Annotated in this window: 16 protein-coding genes; 8 read left to right on the top strand and 8 right to left on the bottom strand. The window is 41.5% G+C overall.

All coding sequences use genetic code 11. The annotated features are described in order from the left end of the window. Positions 1–185: 185 nt before the first annotated feature. Positions 186–1,703, top strand: a complete 1,518-nt coding sequence (locus CYL31_RS09165) for an alanine/glycine:cation symporter family protein (protein ID WP_212918604.1) — start codon at positions 186–188, stop codon at positions 1,701–1,703. A 112-nt stretch (positions 1,704–1,815) separates the two neighbouring features. Here the strand turns inward: CYL31_RS09165 and CYL31_RS09160 are convergent, their stop codons facing one another. Next, positions 1,816–2,193, bottom strand: a complete 378-nt coding sequence (locus CYL31_RS09160) for a DsrE family protein (protein WP_212918603.1) — start codon at positions 2,191–2,193, stop codon at positions 1,816–1,818. Between the two features lie 170 nt (positions 2,194–2,363). On the opposite strand from CYL31_RS09160, the gene CYL31_RS09155 reads away from it, so the two are divergent. The 4 genes from CYL31_RS09155 to CYL31_RS09140 all read left to right on the top strand — a co-directional run bounded on the left by CYL31_RS09155 (position 2,364) and on the right by CYL31_RS09140 (position 8,479). Then, on the top strand, positions 2,364–4,013 hold the full coding sequence (locus CYL31_RS09155) for a transporter substrate-binding domain-containing protein (protein WP_249411748.1): 1,650 nt from the start codon (positions 2,364–2,366) through the stop codon (positions 4,011–4,013). Positions 4,014–4,057: 44 nt separating this feature from the next. Beyond that, positions 4,058–5,476, top strand: coding sequence for a sigma-54-dependent transcriptional regulator (locus CYL31_RS09150; protein ID WP_212918601.1), 1,419 nt, complete (start codon positions 4,058–4,060; stop codon positions 5,474–5,476). Positions 5,477–5,741: 265 nt separating this feature from the next. After that, positions 5,742–7,169 (top strand): aspartate ammonia-lyase, encoded by a 1,428-nt coding sequence (locus CYL31_RS09145; protein WP_212918600.1) that lies wholly within the window; start codon positions 5,742–5,744, stop codon positions 7,167–7,169. Positions 7,170–7,204: 35 nt separating this feature from the next. Further along, entirely contained in the window at positions 7,205–8,479 is a 1,275-nt protein-coding gene (locus CYL31_RS09140; RefSeq protein WP_212918599.1) for a dicarboxylate/amino acid:cation symporter, read from the top strand. 54 nt (positions 8,480–8,533) lie between these two features. Here CYL31_RS09140 and CYL31_RS09135 read toward each other — a convergent pair whose 3' ends face one another. The 3 genes from CYL31_RS09135 to CYL31_RS09125 form a co-directional block, all read right to left on the bottom strand. Next, positions 8,534–10,117, bottom strand: a complete 1,584-nt coding sequence (locus CYL31_RS09135; protein ID WP_212918598.1) for an L-lactate permease — start codon at positions 10,115–10,117, stop codon at positions 8,534–8,536. 228 nt (positions 10,118–10,345) lie between these two features. Continuing rightward, a complete protein-coding gene (locus CYL31_RS09130) occupies positions 10,346–11,140 on the bottom strand; it encodes a glycosyltransferase family 32 protein (protein ID WP_212918597.1) in 795 nt (264 codons plus the stop codon). A 201-nt stretch (positions 11,141–11,341) separates the two neighbouring features. Beyond that, positions 11,342–12,001, bottom strand: a complete 660-nt coding sequence (locus CYL31_RS09125) for an NADPH-dependent FMN reductase (RefSeq protein WP_212918596.1) — start codon at positions 11,999–12,001, stop codon at positions 11,342–11,344. 236 nt (positions 12,002–12,237) lie between these two features. Between CYL31_RS09125 and CYL31_RS09120 the strand changes: the two genes are divergently transcribed. Next, on the top strand, positions 12,238–12,999 hold the full coding sequence (locus CYL31_RS09120; protein WP_212918595.1) for an EAL domain-containing protein: 762 nt from the start codon (positions 12,238–12,240) through the stop codon (positions 12,997–12,999). 32 nt (positions 13,000–13,031) lie between these two features. Here CYL31_RS09120 and CYL31_RS09115 read toward each other — a convergent pair whose 3' ends face one another. Both CYL31_RS09115 and CYL31_RS09110 read right to left on the bottom strand, forming a co-directional pair. Next, positions 13,032–13,520, bottom strand: a complete 489-nt coding sequence (locus CYL31_RS09115) for an ASCH domain-containing protein (RefSeq protein WP_212918594.1) — start codon at positions 13,518–13,520, stop codon at positions 13,032–13,034. A 26-nt stretch (positions 13,521–13,546) separates the two neighbouring features. Further along, a complete protein-coding gene (locus tag CYL31_RS09110) occupies positions 13,547–13,738 on the bottom strand; it encodes a DUF3185 family protein (protein ID WP_212918593.1) in 192 nt (63 codons plus the stop codon). A 176-nt stretch (positions 13,739–13,914) separates the two neighbouring features. Between CYL31_RS09110 and CYL31_RS09105 the strand changes: the two genes are divergently transcribed. Continuing rightward, complete coding sequence (locus CYL31_RS09105; protein WP_212918592.1) at positions 13,915–14,286, top strand: glutathione S-transferase N-terminal domain-containing protein; 372 nt, start codon at positions 13,915–13,917, stop codon at positions 14,284–14,286. Between the two features lie 88 nt (positions 14,287–14,374). Here the strand turns inward: CYL31_RS09105 and CYL31_RS09100 are convergent, their stop codons facing one another. Together CYL31_RS09100 and CYL31_RS09095 are read right to left on the bottom strand one after the other, a co-directional pair. Next, on the bottom strand, positions 14,375–15,283 hold the full coding sequence (locus CYL31_RS09100) for an NAD-dependent epimerase/dehydratase family protein (protein WP_212918591.1): 909 nt from the start codon (positions 15,281–15,283) through the stop codon (positions 14,375–14,377). A 19-nt stretch (positions 15,284–15,302) separates the two neighbouring features. Then, the gene (locus CYL31_RS09095) at positions 15,303–16,007 is read right to left on the bottom strand and encodes a pseudouridine synthase (RefSeq protein ID WP_212918590.1); all 705 of its coding nucleotides are present in this window, start codon (positions 16,005–16,007) and stop codon (positions 15,303–15,305) included. A 439-nt stretch (positions 16,008–16,446) separates the two neighbouring features. Here CYL31_RS09095 and CYL31_RS09090 point away from each other — a divergent pair, with 439 nt between their 5' ends. After that, positions 16,447–17,037 (top strand): YrbL family protein, encoded by a 591-nt coding sequence (locus CYL31_RS09090; protein ID WP_212918589.1) that lies wholly within the window; start codon positions 16,447–16,449, stop codon positions 17,035–17,037. Positions 17,038–17,094: the final 57 nt, after the last annotated feature.

Below are 17,094 nucleotides of genomic sequence, written 5' to 3'. Positions count from 1 at the left end.
CAAATAGATCTCATTTCTTTTTCGTGGTAAATTTGCCCCACTTAGGTGCACTTTTCATGCGCAATTTACATTTCCAACGGTAATATTCCGCAAAGTAACAGCGGCCATCCCCACAACCGCCGCACTCTAGTATTACTACAACAACTAAAAAAAGCTCACAGAGCTAATCTTATCGAGGACTATCTATGCAAGAATTCATTGATTTCTTAAACGGAGTCATTTGGAGCCCTGCCCTAATTTATCTATGTTTAGGTGCTGGCTTGTTTTATTCAATACTGACGCGTTTTGCTCAAGTTCGTCATTTCAAAGAAATGTGTTCACTTTTGTTCAACTCCAACGATTCAGACAAGGGCATTTCTTCTTTCCAAGCACTTGCGGTATCACTATCCGGTCGTGTTGGTACAGGTAACATTGCAGGCGTTGCTGCTGCCATTGGTTTTGGTGGTCCAGGTGCTATTTTCTGGATGTGGGTCGTTGCTTTCTTAGGCGCAAGCACGGCTTATGCAGAATCTACTTTAGGTCAACTTTATAAAGTAAGCGAAGGCGGTCAGTACCGTGGCGGTCCTGCGTATTACTTTGAACGTTGCCTTGGCTGGCGCTGGTTAGGCGTATTGTTTGCTTTGTCTTCTATTATTGCCTGTGGTGTTTTCTTACCAGGCATTCAAGCAAACTCTGTTGGCAACGCTGTAGTACAAATCTTCGGTGAAGGTGTTGTTGTATCAAGCTCATTTGGTGAAGTAGGTTCAACTAAATTAGTGGCTCTAGCTGTTATCTTGGTAGTCTTAGCATTCATCATCTTCGGTGGCATCAAACGTATCGCAAGCTTCACTCAAGTAATCGTACCTTTCATGGCACTTGGTTACATTGTGATGGCACTGATCGTGGTTTTCCTAAACCTAGACAAAGTGCCTGGTATTTTCCACCTAATTTTCACGGATGCATTTACTGCTCAAGCAGGTTTTGGTGCCGCGATTGGTTGGGGTGTAAAACGTGGTGTTTACTCTAACGAAGCCGGTCAAGGTACTGGACCTCATGCAGCCGCTGCAGCAGAAGTTCAACACCCTGCGCAACAAGGCCTTGTTCAAGCCTTCTCTGTTTACGTTGATACACTATTCATCTGTACAGCTACAGCTCTGATGATTTTGATCACGCAACAATACAACGTGCAAGGTTCTTTGGCTGACGGTCAATTCATCGTACAAAACGTTGATCCTTCTACTATCATTGCTTCTCCTGCCTTCACTCAAATGGCACTGGCAAGCGTATTTGGTAGTTCAGGTCCAGTCTTTGTCGGTATCGCCTTGTTCTTCTTCGCATTCACCACAATTTTGGCCTATTACTACATCGCTGAAACAAACGTAGCTTATCTACGTCGCGCGTTGAACATTAACGTGTCACTGACCTTCGTAAAACTGCTTATCATGTTCATGGTGGCTTATGGTACGGTTAACACCGCAGGTTACATCTGGAACCTAGGTGACGTTGGTGTAGGCTTAATGGCTTGGTTAAACATCGTTGGTATTATCACCATCTTCTTCATGGCAAAACCAACCATGAAAGCATTGCGTGATTACGAAGACCAAAAAGCATCTGGAGTAACTGAATACACCTTTAACCCGAAAGCCCTTGGTATCAAAGGCGCGGAGTTCTGGGAAAAACGTTACGACAAGCAACAAGCTGAAAAAGCGGCAGAGAACAAATAGTCCCTACGCTTTTAAGCAAAAAACATTGATATAAAAAAGGCCAGCTATATTTACATTAGCTGGCCTTTTTTCGCTATATGCTTCGATTCTAATCAGATACAACGAATTAGCACTAGGGTTTTATATAAGCAAAGCCTTGCGTTTGCTTTTCAATCAACTCCAACACACCAACAGGAACAACCTTTAAATATTCAGGTAAAGATTCGATTGAAATACTCGATCCAGTTAGTGAATTCTGGCACACCGCGAATTCAACACCCTGCTGGGCTAACTCTTTGACAATATCCATATGATTCGGTTGGACTTTTCTATCAAAAGGATGCCCATTGAAAGTCTGCTGATCAAAGATGATCACCGCTTTTGAGTTAACTAATACAATAATTGCAGAAACGGCAACATCCACTACCTTGACAAGATTTCGTACATTCGCGAGAAGCAATGGCCACTTTTCGACTTCATCGATATGAAAAACTACTTTCACTGATTGCATAGTATCCTCATTAAACGGCTAACACGTTTTTGGTTAGTGACCAGCGTAAGGTAAATCCCTCAAACAAAGTAGCAATAAAATAAACATCAGCTCCCATATGTTCGAAGCATGCTATTATTTGCCACCTCTAAAAATTACAAACTATCAAAATGCCCACTAGAATCAGTGTAATGCTATCTATTTACCTATATCTCTTCGCTCTTTTCAGCGTATTCAATGCGAATCTCGCTCTAGCGGACAATCCGATTCGCGTGGGTGGTGATCTCAATTACCCACCTTATGAATTTATCAATGAAGATGGCGAACCTGATGGCTACAACACGGAATTAACTCGCGCTATCGCCGAAGTCATGGGCATTGAAGTCGAAATAAAACTGGGGAGCTGGGACGATATTCGCAGTCGCTTGGAACAAGGCCAACTCGATGTTTTACAAGGCATGGCCTATTCAACAGGACGAACCGAAAAATACGATTTTTCCCCGCCACATGCATTAGTTCATCAATCTATTTTTGCCCGCAAAGGAACTGCGAAAGTAAATGACCTGAACGAACTCACAGGCAAAGAACTAATCGTTCAGCGTGGCGGTGTGATGCATGACTTTTTTCTTCATAGTGACATCAAAGCCAAGTTGATTTTGGCCGACACCCACGCAGCAGCACTGCGCTTACTGTCGGCAGGTAAATACGATTATGCTCTGGTCGCTAATTTACCAGGATTGTACCTTGGTAAAGAGTTAGAACTTTCCAACATCATCCCTGTTGGTCGTCCTTTTGGTGCCAAGCAATATGGTTATGCCGTAATGAAAGGCAATACCGACCTTCTCGCCCAATTCAGTGAAGGTCTCGCCATTCTCAAAAATACTGGGCGACAGCAAAAAATCTACGACAAATGGCTTGGCCCATTAGAGCAAGACGGTTTTCCTTGGAAAAAAATTGGACTAATAACAGGCAGTATCTCTGGAGTCTTGCTGGTGATTCTTGGTGGTATCGTCATCTGGAACCGCATGCTAACCCGAGAAGTAAGCCGTCGCGCCGACGAGTTAAAGCAACAACAAAAGCAATTAATGCAAGCAGACAAAATGGCATCGCTGGGCATTTTAGTATCAGGCGTCGCCCATGAGATCAACAACCCAAGCAGCCTACTTTTGCTTAACTTACCCGTGATCCAAGAGTTTTATGACGATGCCGAAGATATCCTAGAGGCCCATTATCAAGAGCATGGTGATTTTTATATAGCAGGACTCGAATACAGTCGAATGCGCGATGAAATTCCTTCTATGTTGCAAGATATGCTAACCGGCACACAAAAAATTCGCCGAATCGTTAACGATCTTAAAGACTTTGCTCGTGAAACACCTGATGACTTAAAAGAACAAGTTGATCTCAATGAAATTCTAGAAGTCGCTATTCGTCTGGTTGATAAAACCATTCGCCAAAGCTGTGATCAATTCAATGTGGAATATACCCGTCCACTGCCGCGTTTTAATGGTAGCGCTCAAAAGATTGAGCAGGTGATTATTAACCTCATCGTCAATGCGTGTCAGGCACTAGAAACCTCCAATCAAGCCATTACCATTCGAACTTTCCTTAAAGACGAACAACACTTGTGTTTAGAAATTTGGGATCAAGGCAAAGGCATAGAGCCTCATAACTTAACTCGATTATGTGATCCATTTTTTACCACTCGTCGAGAAGAAGGCGGCACTGGTCTTGGCCTCTCTATATCCAGTAAAATCGTCCAAGAACATGGCGGCAGCCTAGTTTATGAATCGATACCCAAGCATGGCACTAAAGCTGTTTTGACCTTTTCAATTGCTTAACTTCATTCGTGACTCTTTGTAAAAGACTTTTTAGGAACTCTTGTATGCAAAAAAACCTTTACCCTCAGTTTGGTATTTTACTAGTTGATGACGAAGAAGCTTTCTTACGCAGCATGAGCATTGCACTCGAACGCAAAGCCGGATTTAGCCACTTATACCAGTGCCAAGACAGTCGTGACGCCATGTCTATGATTGCAGAACTCCCCATTGGCATCGTCCTATTAGACATGACCATGCCTTACATTTCCGGCGATAAGCTACTACAAAAAATCGTAGCAGAATATCCAGACATAAATGTCATTGTCATTAGCGGCTTAAATCAGCTAGAAATCGCATTAGATTGTATGCGACTTGGCGCCTTCGATTATTATGTAAAAACCACCGAAGAGCAGCGTCTAATAGAAGGTATTAAACGTGCTGTGCGTATGCAAGAAATGCACGTCGAAAATCAAGCACTGCGCCGCCATGTATTAACGAATACATTAGAACAACCTAACGTATTCGCCAATATCATAACTCAAGACAAAAACATGCATGCAATTTTTCAGTACCTTGAATCAATTGCATCAAGCCAACAACCCGTGCTGATAACAGGTGAAAGCGGCGTTGGTAAAGAGCAAATAGCTCAAGCTATTCATGAGCTAAGTAATACCGCTGGACCATTAGTAAGTGTCAATGTCGCTGGATTAGACGACAACGTCTTTTCTGACACCTTATTTGGTCACCGTCGTGGCGCCTTTACCGGAGCAGACAGTTCTCGCTCAGGTATGATTGAACAAGCTACGGGCGGCACGTTGTTTTTAGATGAAATTGGCGATTTAAGCCCAACATCACAGGTCAAATTATTACGTCTATTACAAGAAGGTGAATATTACCCCCTAGGCAGTGACCGACCTAAACGCCTGCGTGCCAGAATAGTCGCCGCCACTCATCAAAATCTAACAGATAAACAGGCCTCTGGAGCTTTTCGAAAAGACCTATACTATCGCTTGAAAATCCATCATGTTGAGATCCCGTCCTTGCAGCGACGAGTCGATGACTTACCTCTGTTGCTAGACTTTTTTCTCACACAAGCCGCAGAAGAAATGGGCAAAAACAAACCCACTATCCCCAAGGAACTGCCGATTCTATTGGCCAATTACCAGTGGCCGGGCAACATAAGGGAACTAAAAGCACTCGTTTATGACGCCGTAAGCCGTCATCAGTCTAAAGTTCTCTCGATGGAAACCTTTCGTCACGTGTTGACGAAAGAAAACCTCTCATTACAACAAGCAAACCTTGAAAACACTAGCGCACGAGTGTTCTTTCCAGCCGAGCAACCATTACCATCCATGCAAGAAATCAACGACCTACTCGTTGAAGAGGCCATGAAGCGAGCGCAAGGTAATCAATCCCTAGCATCACGTCTAATCGGTGTGTCTCAACCCGCCTTGAGTAAACGCTTGAATAAAAAATCAAGTTAGCCTGCGCAAACAAACCCATATAACTTTGGTTATAGCTATAACCGCAGTTATATGGCACTCAAGATATTGATATATATAGCTTTCAACTAACATTTTGACAATATAACTATTCTTTATGGAATACCCTTTCAAATCTAAAAAATTTGACGATACAGAATTTAATTACAATTAAATCAATAAGTTAAATACTCTACAGTCAATTGGCACAATGGTTGCTCTTATTTATTGCAAAATCACATACAAAACAACAATAAACGAGAGCACCATGATAGAAAACACCATCGAAGCCGTTCGCTCCGAACACGACTTGCTTGGCGACAGTGATGTCCCTGCCAACGCTTACTATGGCATTCAAACACAACGCGCTTGTTTGAATTTTGATCTCAGCGGCATCCCCCTTCACCACTTTCCAGAGCTTGTTATTGCCATCAGTATGGTGAAATCGGCCTGCGCTGGTGCGAACCGAAACCTAGGCTTTTTAGACGATGATCGTTATCACGCTATTGTTGACGCCGTTACAGACATTCAACAAGGGCATTTTCACGATCAATTTATTGTCGATATGATCCAAGGTGGCGCCGGCACATCAACTAACATGAATGCCAACGAAGTCATTGCCAACATCGCGCTTGAAAAGCTTGGTTATGAAAAAGGCCAGTACCAACACCTTCATCCAAACAATCATGTCAACATGTCGCAATCGACCAACGACGCTTACCCGACTGCCGTTCGTTTGGCCATTTTGCTCAAACACGGTGATTTAGTAACAGCGCTCGCCTCATTGCGTGATGCGTTCAAAGCAAAGTCAGTAGAATTTGCCGACATCATCAAAATGGGACGCACCCAGTTACAAGACGCAGTGCCAATGACTTTGGGTCAAGAGTTTCAATCTTTTGCTTCGACCCTGACAGAAGATATCGATCGTATTGCTGGTTTATCAGAACTACTGAAAGAAGTGAACCTAGGTGGCACAGCCATCGGTACGGGAATCAATACCGACCCAGAATACGCTGCGATGGCAGTCAAAAACCTGTCTAACATCTGTGGCTTCCAACTCGTTCCTGCATACGATTTAGTTGAAGCCAGCTCTGATATGGGCGCATTCGTTTTGTTCTCCTCCATGCTCAAACGTCTTGCTATCAAACTCTCGAAAATATCCAACGATTTACGCCTCTTAAGCATGGGACCTCGCTGCGGACTTAACGAAATAAACCTTCCGCCACAACAACCTGGCAGCTCCATCATGCCAGGTAAAATTAACCCAGTGATTCCAGAAGCCGTCAGCCAAGTGGCATATCAAGTTATCGGCAACGATATGGCCATTACTATGGCAGCAGAAGCAGGTCAACTTCAGCTAAATGCGATGGAACCCCTTATCGCCTATAACGTACTGGAATCTATGCGCATGTTGAAACAAGCCATGGACATGCTAACAACCCGTTGTGTCATCGGTATCACAGCGAACAAAGAGCACTGCCAGCAGCTTGTTGATCAAAGCATCGGCGTGATCACCGCCGTTGTTCCCTATATCGGCTACGACAACGCTAGCCGTATCGCTAAGACAGCGCTTGCCACAGGACGTGGAGTTTTAGACTTAATTCGTGACGAGCAACTCATGACTGAAGACGATATCAGCGAGGTACTTAAACCCACCAATATGATTCGCCCTCAAACTCGACGTATTAAGCGTTAATCACCCTGACAAATAACAAATAAAAAGGCATTAAGATGACAGACTCTCAAACAACGAAAAAAACAAGCTTCTGGGGCAAAATGCCACTTTGGCAAAAAATCTTAATTGGTATGGTTCTCGGAATCATAGCGGGCTCCATCATGGGACCAGATGCAGAAATACTAAAACCGCTTGGTACCTTGTTTATTAAAGCCATTAAAATGCTCATTGTACCCTTGGTATTTTGCTCCTTAGTTGTTGGCGTTACCTCCATGCAAGACACTCGAAAAATGGGTCGAGTAGGATTAAAATCCATCGTACTGTATTTAGGAACAACCGCCGTAGCTATCACTATCGGCCTAGGTTTAGGAACGATATTTAGCCCTGGCGCTAGTTTGAATATGGACGCTTCTGCAGTTTCTCAAGCGACAAAAGAAGCTCCGACATTGGTTCAAACACTACTAAACATGATCCCAACCAATCCTGTTGATGCGCTCGCTGCAGGCAATATTCTACAAATCATAGTATTTGCACTGGGTTTAGGTATTGCGTTAACACTGTCTGGCGAGAAAGGAAAACCAGCCATAGCTGTATTTGAAAGTCTTGCAGAAGCTATGTACACACTAACCGGCCTAGTTATGAAACTAGCACCTTATGGCGTATTCGGTTTGATGGCTTGGGTGGCTGGAAAATATGGTCTGGAAATTCTACTACCGCTCATAAAAGTCGTTGCAGTTGTTTATCTTGGCAGCATCATTCACGTGGTTATTTTTTATAGCGGTTTGATTAGTGTATTAGGACACCTCAATCCATTGCCTTATCTAAAAGGCATTGCCAACCCTGCCGCCGTAGCCTTCACCACTACTAGTAGCTCTGGTACATTACCTGCAAGTATTAAAGCGGCTCGAGAAGAACTAGGTGTATCAAAAGGTATTTCTAGTTTTGTATTACCCTTAGGCGCAACAATAAACATGGATGGCACTGCGCTTTATCAAGGTGTTTGCGCTCTGTTTATCGCTCAAGCATTTGGTGTTGATTTGGAGTTTTCGGACTACATTGTCATTATCGCCACGTCGACGCTTGCTTCCATAGGTACAGCAGGTGTTCCGGGTGCAGGCATGATCATGCTGTCTTTGGTGTTAACAACCGTTGGCTTACCAATTGAAGGCCTCGCTATTATTGCTGGTATAGACCGAATCCTAGACATGGCTCGTACAACAGTAAACGTATGTGGTGACTTGATGGTCTCAACTCTCGTTGCGAAAAGCGAAAATGAATTGAATGAAGACATTTACTCTGCTCAACCAACGTCAGATTTAGCGAAGATTTAATTCTTTATTGAAAACAAAAAAGAGCCAGTTGACCTTAATGTCATCTGGCTCTTTCTATAGATTCAAACTGACAATAGAAAACAATGCCGCCACCAGCGCATAAACAAACAGCGGAATAATCGTCCGCTTAATAATAAATCCTTCTTTGTTGCTCACACCCAAGATTGTCGATACGGCAATAATATTATTAATGCACACCATATTCCCCATAGCTGCGCCAGCAGATTGCAAAGCAAGTACCAGACTAACAGGCAAACCGACCTTCTCTGCAATACCTAATTGAATACCACCAAAAGTTAAGTTTGACACGGTTGCCGACCCGGAAAAAAAAGAGCCGAGCGCCCCAAGTAGCGCCGCCGCATAACCCCAACTATCGCCCAGTAATCCTGAAAATGCTTGAGCTAATAACAACATTGGAGCTTGGCTTCCACCTTGCATCATCAAATTAACCATCACCAATGCGCCAATTAGGGACAACATAGGCAAAAATAAGCGCTGACCAGTGTCCCGTAAAGCTGCAAAAACAAGCCCTTTTGACATACTAAACAAAGGGATACAAACCAATGAAACAATAAGAAAAGGAATCACTGCTGGAACATAAAGGCTTTTATATTGCCAATTTACATTCATACCCAAAATATTGTTGATGCTAAATACCAAAGCCCTACTTACCTCAAAATCAGCATCACCTAAGCGCCAAATTAACCATGGTGTCATATCATTCAGTAAAGCTTTCACGCCCAATTGAGGAATACGCGAAACAGCTAGAATGGCAATTAACAACACAAAAGGCAGAAAAACCTTCATGATCGTTTTTGCTTCCATCACCTTAGCTGGCAATTCTGTATCTGTTGTTTTCTTTAATCCTATGCCCTGTTTTGCTAATAAAACACTTAATCCCAAACCAACAGCACCGCCAATTAACGAAGGAAACTCATAATTCCATTGGGCAAACACAACATAAGGAACCGTACAGGAAAGGATACTCAGCAAGATAAATAAAGTATTTTGACGAATCGCATCCCATGTCACTACAAAGGACAAAGCGATAAAAGGCACAAAAAAAGCAGCAAGACTATTGAGTAATGCCGTTTGCTTGGCGATATCCATAAGCTGCATTTCTGATAATGACAAGCCTGATAGACCAAACCAGATTGGCGTACCCACCGCACCAAAAGACACAGGAACCGTATTCATAATCAAGGTGAAAATCGCCACCGGAATAGCAGGAAAACCCAAGCCAATCAAAATAGGGGCAGCAATTGCCGCAGGCGTTCCAAACCCTGACGCCCCTTCAATCATAAAAGCAAAAGCCCAACCTATAATCATCAACTGAGCTACTTTATTCGCACTAATGCCTTTTAACCACTGACTAAGTAAGACTTCAGCGCCAGAAAAAAACATCACCCGATTTAATAAAATCGCCCCCGCAACGATGGAAATAGGCGTCAATACGGACAAAGCACCAGCAATTACATTCGCACGTAACAAACCAGCATTCGCCTGAAAAAATACCAGCTGAATAAAAGCAACCAGAACCGCCACGGCGGGCAAAGCAATATGTGAAGGCACAGCATTACGCTTTGTCATCGCCCAAATTAGTAATAAAATCGGCAATGCAGACAAAATAGTATTCATGCTTTTCCTTGCTCAGTGATGGAGCCATCCTTCGTATCTACAGAAATCATCAGGAAAGATAAACCGTTTTCTTTCATCCTAAGGTTTTATGTCGTATCTTTTACTGATATAAATCATAGTTAAAGAAAATGACAAAAATTATGTTATTCAATCTTATATTGAAATACACAATAAAACGCCTTACCAAGTTAAGGCACTATAAATAAAAGCCAACATCAGCCCAAGCGTTTAACTAAATTTAACTATCTCATCCTCGTGTTTATGGGTCCACTTCCCTCTTGGCTTATCTAAGTACTGAAAATACTCATTTGTAAACGCACCTTGAATACAAACATAACCTCTACGTAGGAAATTAACCTCTTGGTTGTCCAATATTTCGTTTAATACAGTAGGTCCTGTAGTGTTGTAGACGCCTTTCTTTTTCAGTCCCTTGTATCCATTAATATTGAGGACAATCTTATCTATAACACTTTTATAATGCGTATTTTTGGCTATTGTCGCTAAGAAAAAATTAGTGAATTCGGCATCATTCTTTTTGTACTTAATATAAAGAGCATCATATTTTTCCTTCAGAATCATACTAATCGGCCAAACTAGTGTGGCATCTATATCCATATAAATACCACCATTATTATACAAGTTTACCATCCGCCATAAGTCGGCTTGAGCCGCACCATCGTTCAGCTTTAAGTACGCCCGATAGACATCCAATGGCGCATGCTCTTTCATATATAACTCACGCTTTTCTGTACTCACATAACGATAATCATAATCTAAAGACATTAAGCGATTAAAAAGATAATTCATATAAATAGGTAAAGTGCAGCGACTTGAATAATTTGTCTGCCAGATCACTTTTGGAATAGCTGAAGCATTGCGGCTTTTCAGTTTAGCTTTGGAAAATTCAGGTATTGTGAAGCGAAAATTAGGCAACAAAAAATGAAAAGGATGCGAGACTACTTTAACTAGATTACCCACTAACCGGATACATCGATTTGAAACCATTCTTAAAAAAGTGTTCATCAGATAGACCTATTCTAGAATTCAAGACAAGTGGCTCGCATTGAATATTCATGCAAATGACCACTTTGAAAGAACACACTATCTCAGTGAGGTTACAAATAAATGTCAAAGTCATAGCTTTCTAAACATCGGAAGGCAAAAGATTCATCACCCTAATCATCAACTTAGGGTTAACTCACATAACTTTTTCCAAAAAACAAACTAAGGGGCGTTTCTTTGAGAAGGATCTTGAGTGAAGGCTCGAATCATATCTTGAGGATTAATCTTCTCTTTGTGATCAGCTGCTGCTTGCGCCCACCAAATTAGCTGATTAAACGTGCGCCCAAAATAACCAAACCATTCAGCTTGGTCTTCACTCTCTAGCAAACCTCCGTCTTCTGAAAAGACATCTTGTGCTTTCGGCACATGAATCATAGACGACACCGGCAAGCAGCCTAATTCAGACAAAAAGGTTCTCATACCGATTGCCGCTCGCATACCACCCCATTGTCCTGCGGAATACGTCACAATGGCACAGGGCTTGTAAGAAAACAAAGAACTACCAAAATGATTCAGCAAGTTCGCTAACGCAGGGCTCATCGAATGATTGTATTCTGGGCTCACCATAATATAAGCATCAGCGGATGCTATTTTCTTGGCCAACTCATCTAATTGCGGTGGAACCTGACTCTTCGAATAGGAAAAATGAGGTTTGAAAATAGGTTCAAGTGGAAACTCTAAAGCATCAACCAGCTCTATTTCATGACCGCCATACTGAGATGAAAAAGATGCTAAGCAGGCTTTAGCCACTCTTTCACCTAAACGAGCTGGACGTGGTGGTGTGCTGTTTCTAACAGTACCGAGGAACATCAAAATCTTCATGAAAATCACCTATTAAAACTCATCGTATCTAGATGCTTTAATGGCATCCTTCAACAAAAAATGAAATAAAAACTACATGAAAGCAAATATTTAAAAGAAATAGTTCAGCACTGGTAAATTACCAATGAAAGCTCTATTGTTTAATATTCTATAAAAATCATTGTGATAGGGAACTGTATGCCTAAAATGCATCAAACTACCCCCTATATATAAGCATCAAACAAGAGAATCGCGATATGAAACAGAAGGACTTCCGAAAGCTAGGCTGCACAGAATGCTCAACTGGATGTGACTTAGGCTTCGACTTCACTATGGCGTTTCAGCCGATTATTAATAGCCAAACCAAAACTATTTTTGCGCAAGAAGCACTTGTTCGTGGCTTAAATCAAGAAAGTGCATTTCAGGTTTTTCAAAACGTCAATAAAACTAATCGCTATCGTTTTGACCAAAGTTGTCGAGTGAAAGCAATCAAACTTGCAGCAGAACTAGAAATCCACAAACACTGCTTTCTCAGCATTAACTTCTTACCCAACGCAGTTTACAAGCCAGAACTTTGTATTCGAACGACGCTAAACGCCGCAGAAAAATACCAATTTCCAAAAGAAAAGATCATTTTCGAATTCACTGAAAATGAACAAATCACCGACAGCAAACATTTAGAATCCATCATTCAGCATTATCAGCAACAAGGCTTTTTAACCGCCACGGATGACTTTGGCTCAGGATTCAACGGTTTAAACCAACTTGCCGACCTTAAGACAGACATCACCAAAATCGACATGGCGCTCATCAAGAACATCGATCAAGACAAAAAGCGTCAAATTATCGTACGAAACTTAGTCAACCTATTTAACGAACTTAATATGATAGTCGTCGCAGAAGGTGTCGAGACAAAAGCCGAATATCATGCACTGCAAGACATGGGCATTCATCTGTTTCAAGGTTACTATTTCGCTCGCCCAAGCTTTGAATCTCTTCCTGAAATCAACTGGGATTGACCCAGAACAAAGCGTAAAAAAGTAGATAACCTCTATTGATAGACAACCTTAAAACGCTCTAGCACCAGCAGCATATCTTCTGCTGGTTCAATATCTAACTCCTCGCATTCGGCAGAGAAAAATGCCCAGTGCGCTTCACGCCACCAAGCTAAAGATTTATCGCCCTCGCCTTCTGCAGCAGCAAACTCTTCGCTAACATCACAATATCGGCATTCTGTGACGGAAGTTGTTTCTATGATACACACAGGCTTGCCGTCCCAGTCAGTCACAACTTGCAAGTGACCAACCTCAGGTATGACTTCACCTTCATGGCTATACCAATATTTCATACTGCACGAGGCTTGCTTTTCACCTCGCACAATTAAATCAGCGCAAACATTGGCATTGAACTCGTCGGAACAATAATAATCTGCACTAAAAGACGTGTATTTTTCGGCAACCTCTAGAGGTAAAGAATGGAGAAAGCTATCCAAATACGCTTTGCTTCTTTTTTCCATGAAGTCTTCAACCTCCCTTTGCATCCCACCACCCCCTACAAAATGAGCGTTTACTTCAATCTTGTTAGGCCAACTAAAACACAAACAATACCACCAACCATGCCAACCCAAGCTTCTACTGGTGTCTCACCACTTAGTGCACGAGTTACTTGAGAAGTAGCTGCATCATATATGTTGTAGCCCCATACCGCTAAAGCAGCACCAGCGATCACTAAAATGATGCCGATAATTTTATTGTTCATATTCACTCCAAATGATTAATAGTTTTAAAAAATAACTCAAGCATCATGACACAAACAAGGCAACGATCTGCAATCAATTGCTCCAAACCCTTAAAACATTAGCATTTTACAGTTAGAATGGCGGCGATTTAACACTTATCCTACTTCACCTATTTTAAGAGCAAGCGAGCATCCACATGAAGATATTGATAAACCTCATCCGTAACCTACTAGGCTACATCATCATAGCGGTTGATCTTATTACCCGTGGGTCGAAGAAAAAGCGTGAACCAGAGAAACAAAAAGAGATAAACCAAGAGCTTAAAAACTTCTCACTTTATCAATTCGCAGCCTGCCCATTTTGCACAAAAACTCGCAGAGCAATGTATAAGCTTAATCTTCCCATCGAAAAGCGTAACGCGCCTGAAGGGTCAAAACACCGTACAGAATTGCTTGAAGGTGGCGGTAAAGTAAAAGTGCCATGCTTGCGTATTGAGCAAGATGGCAAAGTCCAGTGGATGTACGAATCCTCCGAGATCATCAGCTACCTAGAAAAACGCTTTGCATAAACCTATTTTATAAAGCAAAGCGAAAACGACTCAAAGCCCAAAAAAATGGCTTCTGGAAACAGAAGCCATTTTTTATTAATGATAAAAACTACTCACTTGGTGCTTGAACATAATTTCGCCAATTATGTTGTTCTTTAAAACCCAGCACGTCACGGATTTTACGATTCGAAAACAAGGCTTCATACTCACCCATTTCTCGGGTAAGCGGCACACTTGGAAAAAACCGCTCAGCTAACTCTTTCGTAGGAATAATCGCGCCATTGTGGTCGTTACCCGCATTAAACACTTGAAAACCTAAACCGTCTTTTTGCAAACATAAATCCACAATCTGCCCAAGATCACGAGCATCGATATAACAAAAAGCATTCCGACGACGTACTTCGGGATGTTTAAAATAATGTGGAAACAGTTCAGCGTATTCATGAGGCTCGATCACATTACCTATGCGCAGCGCATAAATATCAATTCCTGAACGACGCTGAAAACTACGTGCTGTTTTCTCGTTAACTACCTTAGACAAACCATAGCTATCCATAGGGTCGACATCATAATCTTCTTCTAATGGCAGTGAATGAGGATTGGTTTGTCCATCAGAAAAACAAATACCATAAGTGGTTTCTGACGACGCAATAATCACTTTTTTAATACCAAGTTTTACAGCCGCTTCAATAACGTTGTAAGTGCCGATGGTATTCACTCGAAAGGTTTCGTTATCTGGATTAATCAAGATTCTTGGCACCGCAGCAAAATGCACCACCGCGTCAAATGTAGGCACACCTGTACCAGGCTCTAACTCATCAAAACCAGCATACGAACTCATAGCGTTAAACATCTGACCAGAGTCGGTAATATCGGCGATCAGATTATCGACCTTAGGATGATCCAGTGGCGTCAAATCAACATTCAACACTCGATGACCTTGATCAAGAAGATAAGCCACCGCATGCTTGCCAGCTTTCCCCGATCCACCTGTAAATAATATGCGTTTTGCTGTCATAACCTAACCTCCATGAATTCTAATTATTATTGAAAGACTCGACTTCATTCTTAGATAAATAACGCCATTGTCCAACATCAAGATCCAAGCAAACCTTACCTATCTGCTCTCGATGTAAACCAACCACTCTATTGCCAACAGCTGAAAACATGCGCTTAACCTGATGAAACTTGCCTTCGGTGATGCTTAAAAGCACCTCTTTTGGAGTAATAATTTCTAGCTTAGCTGGACGCGTTAACCCCAGCTCACCTTGGAGTTTCAGGCCTTTTTCGAACTGAGCGATAAGGTCTTGGCTGAGCTCTGTTGGAATCGCTTGAGACAACTTAACTCGATAGATTTTACGGCAATCGTTCGTTGGCAGTGTAATATTAAAAGACCAGCGCCCATCATCGGTAATCAGCACCAAGCCAGTTGTGTCAGCATCCAAACGCCCAGCAATATGAAGCTCAGAGACTTTATCAACCTCTAGATAATTAAACAGCGACGGATAGACCTCATCAATATTGGAGCAAACCGTTCCCGCTGGTTTATTCATCAAAATGTAGCGAAAATCACGCGTTTTAAGCTTAACGCCATCCAAGAGTACTAAATTATTTTCATGCACCTGAGTCGCTTCGTTTGTCGCAACTTCACCATTTACGAAAACTTCACCAGAATGAATGCATTGGATTGCTTCCATTCGGGTCAACTCAGTACTTTTACAAACAAACTTATCAAGACGCATAACAGGCAACATTAGATAGTAATAAAGCCAGACATTATCCCCTCTGACAGACCTTTATCAACCTAGATCACACAGAAAGACGCCTTGTTGATGGCCATTACATAAGAGCCTCTTTCTCTTTTTTGTATGAGAGATATTCGTTTCACTAAGTCATTAAACATAAAAAAGTGAAAATAAAGCGAAAAAGGTGAAAAAAAAATGAATTAAAACAAAGAAAAGTGAAAACACATGAACTGTTACGTCCATTACAAACTCTTACTAGTCCTTTACGTTACAATAAAAAACATAGCGCTTTACCAAATGGACGCAGTAAATTTGCAGTGAAGTTTTTACCCCACTCATACCATATTCCCGTCCTTTCTGTGCGTCACCATTACCTATTTTAAATAGGTAGAGATAAATAATTTTAACGATCTCTGATTAATATATAGCTGGCCATATGGACATAAATCTAAGTGATAAATACTACCTTGCTGAAGGGAGCTGTCGTACAGTTTATAGACACCCTAATAATCAAGAGTTATGTATCAAAATAAATCATAATCCAGAAAAAGACAGAAACATAACCGAAGTTGTGTTCTACAAAAAACACAGCAAGCAAAGCTTAGACTTCATCACCAATTTTGCAGGAACAATAGACACTAACCTTGGAAAAGGCGTAGTCACACAAATCGTTCTTGATTATGATGGGAATGTTTCAAAAAGTCTGGAAGATTATATGGAAGAGCAGACTATTACGTTAAAACAAGCTCTGTCTTATATAACTGATTTAAAAGATAAAGTATTCAAATATGGTGTGCTGCTACACGATGACGGAATACAGAATATCTTAATGCGTAAAAATCAAGATGGCACTTTCACTCCAGTATTAGTTGATGGGTTTGGCCCTCGAGACATGACAGTGAAAGCACTTATATACATGGTTTTACGCCCTTTAGCCAAACATAAAAGCGCAAAAATCATTAAGAATATGTCAAAAAGAGCCTCGTTATTTAATATTCATTTGTCGAAGCTTAATCCGCTATTATAAACGAGCAAAGAAATTCATCTCTTTATCCGTTTCTATAAGCAAAAGCCACTTATCTAT

The organism is Marinomonas sp. A3A, assembly GCF_018336955.1.
Classification (GTDB): domain Bacteria; phylum Pseudomonadota; class Gammaproteobacteria; order Pseudomonadales; family Marinomonadaceae; genus Marinomonas; species Marinomonas lutimaris.
Note: the sequence above shows the minus strand (reverse complement) of the source record. Positions and strands in the feature narration are given on the sequence as shown.

Coding starts and splice junctions, on each gene's coding strand:
- CYL31_RS09165 (WP_212918604.1), top strand. CDS start 186: ATGCAAGAATTCATTGATTTCTTAAACGGAGTCATTTGGAGCCCTGCC.
- CYL31_RS09160 (WP_212918603.1), bottom strand. CDS start 2,193: ATGCAATCAGTGAAAGTAGTTTTTCATATCGATGAAGTCGAAAAGTGG.
- CYL31_RS09155 (WP_249411748.1), top strand. CDS start 2,364: ATGCTATCTATTTACCTATATCTCTTCGCTCTTTTCAGCGTATTCAAT.
- CYL31_RS09150 (WP_212918601.1), top strand. CDS start 4,058: ATGCAAAAAAACCTTTACCCTCAGTTTGGTATTTTACTAGTTGATGAC.
- CYL31_RS09145 (WP_212918600.1), top strand. CDS start 5,742: ATGATAGAAAACACCATCGAAGCCGTTCGCTCCGAACACGACTTGCTT.
- CYL31_RS09140 (WP_212918599.1), top strand. CDS start 7,205: ATGACAGACTCTCAAACAACGAAAAAAACAAGCTTCTGGGGCAAAATG.
- CYL31_RS09135 (WP_212918598.1), bottom strand. CDS start 10,117: ATGAATACTATTTTGTCTGCATTGCCGATTTTATTACTAATTTGGGCG.
- CYL31_RS09130 (WP_212918597.1), bottom strand. CDS start 11,140: ATGAACACTTTTTTAAGAATGGTTTCAAATCGATGTATCCGGTTAGTG.
- CYL31_RS09125 (WP_212918596.1), bottom strand. CDS start 12,001: ATGAAGATTTTGATGTTCCTCGGTACTGTTAGAAACAGCACACCACCA.
- CYL31_RS09120 (WP_212918595.1), top strand. CDS start 12,238: ATGAAACAGAAGGACTTCCGAAAGCTAGGCTGCACAGAATGCTCAACT.
- CYL31_RS09115 (WP_212918594.1), bottom strand. CDS start 13,520: ATGCAAAGGGAGGTTGAAGACTTCATGGAAAAAAGAAGCAAAGCGTAT.
- CYL31_RS09110 (WP_212918593.1), bottom strand. CDS start 13,738: ATGAACAATAAAATTATCGGCATCATTTTAGTGATCGCTGGTGCTGCT.
- CYL31_RS09105 (WP_212918592.1), top strand. CDS start 13,915: ATGAAGATATTGATAAACCTCATCCGTAACCTACTAGGCTACATCATC.
- CYL31_RS09100 (WP_212918591.1), bottom strand. CDS start 15,283: ATGACAGCAAAACGCATATTATTTACAGGTGGATCGGGGAAAGCTGGC.
- CYL31_RS09095 (WP_212918590.1), bottom strand. CDS start 16,007: ATGCGTCTTGATAAGTTTGTTTGTAAAAGTACTGAGTTGACCCGAATG.
- CYL31_RS09090 (WP_212918589.1), top strand. CDS start 16,447: ATGGACATAAATCTAAGTGATAAATACTACCTTGCTGAAGGGAGCTGT.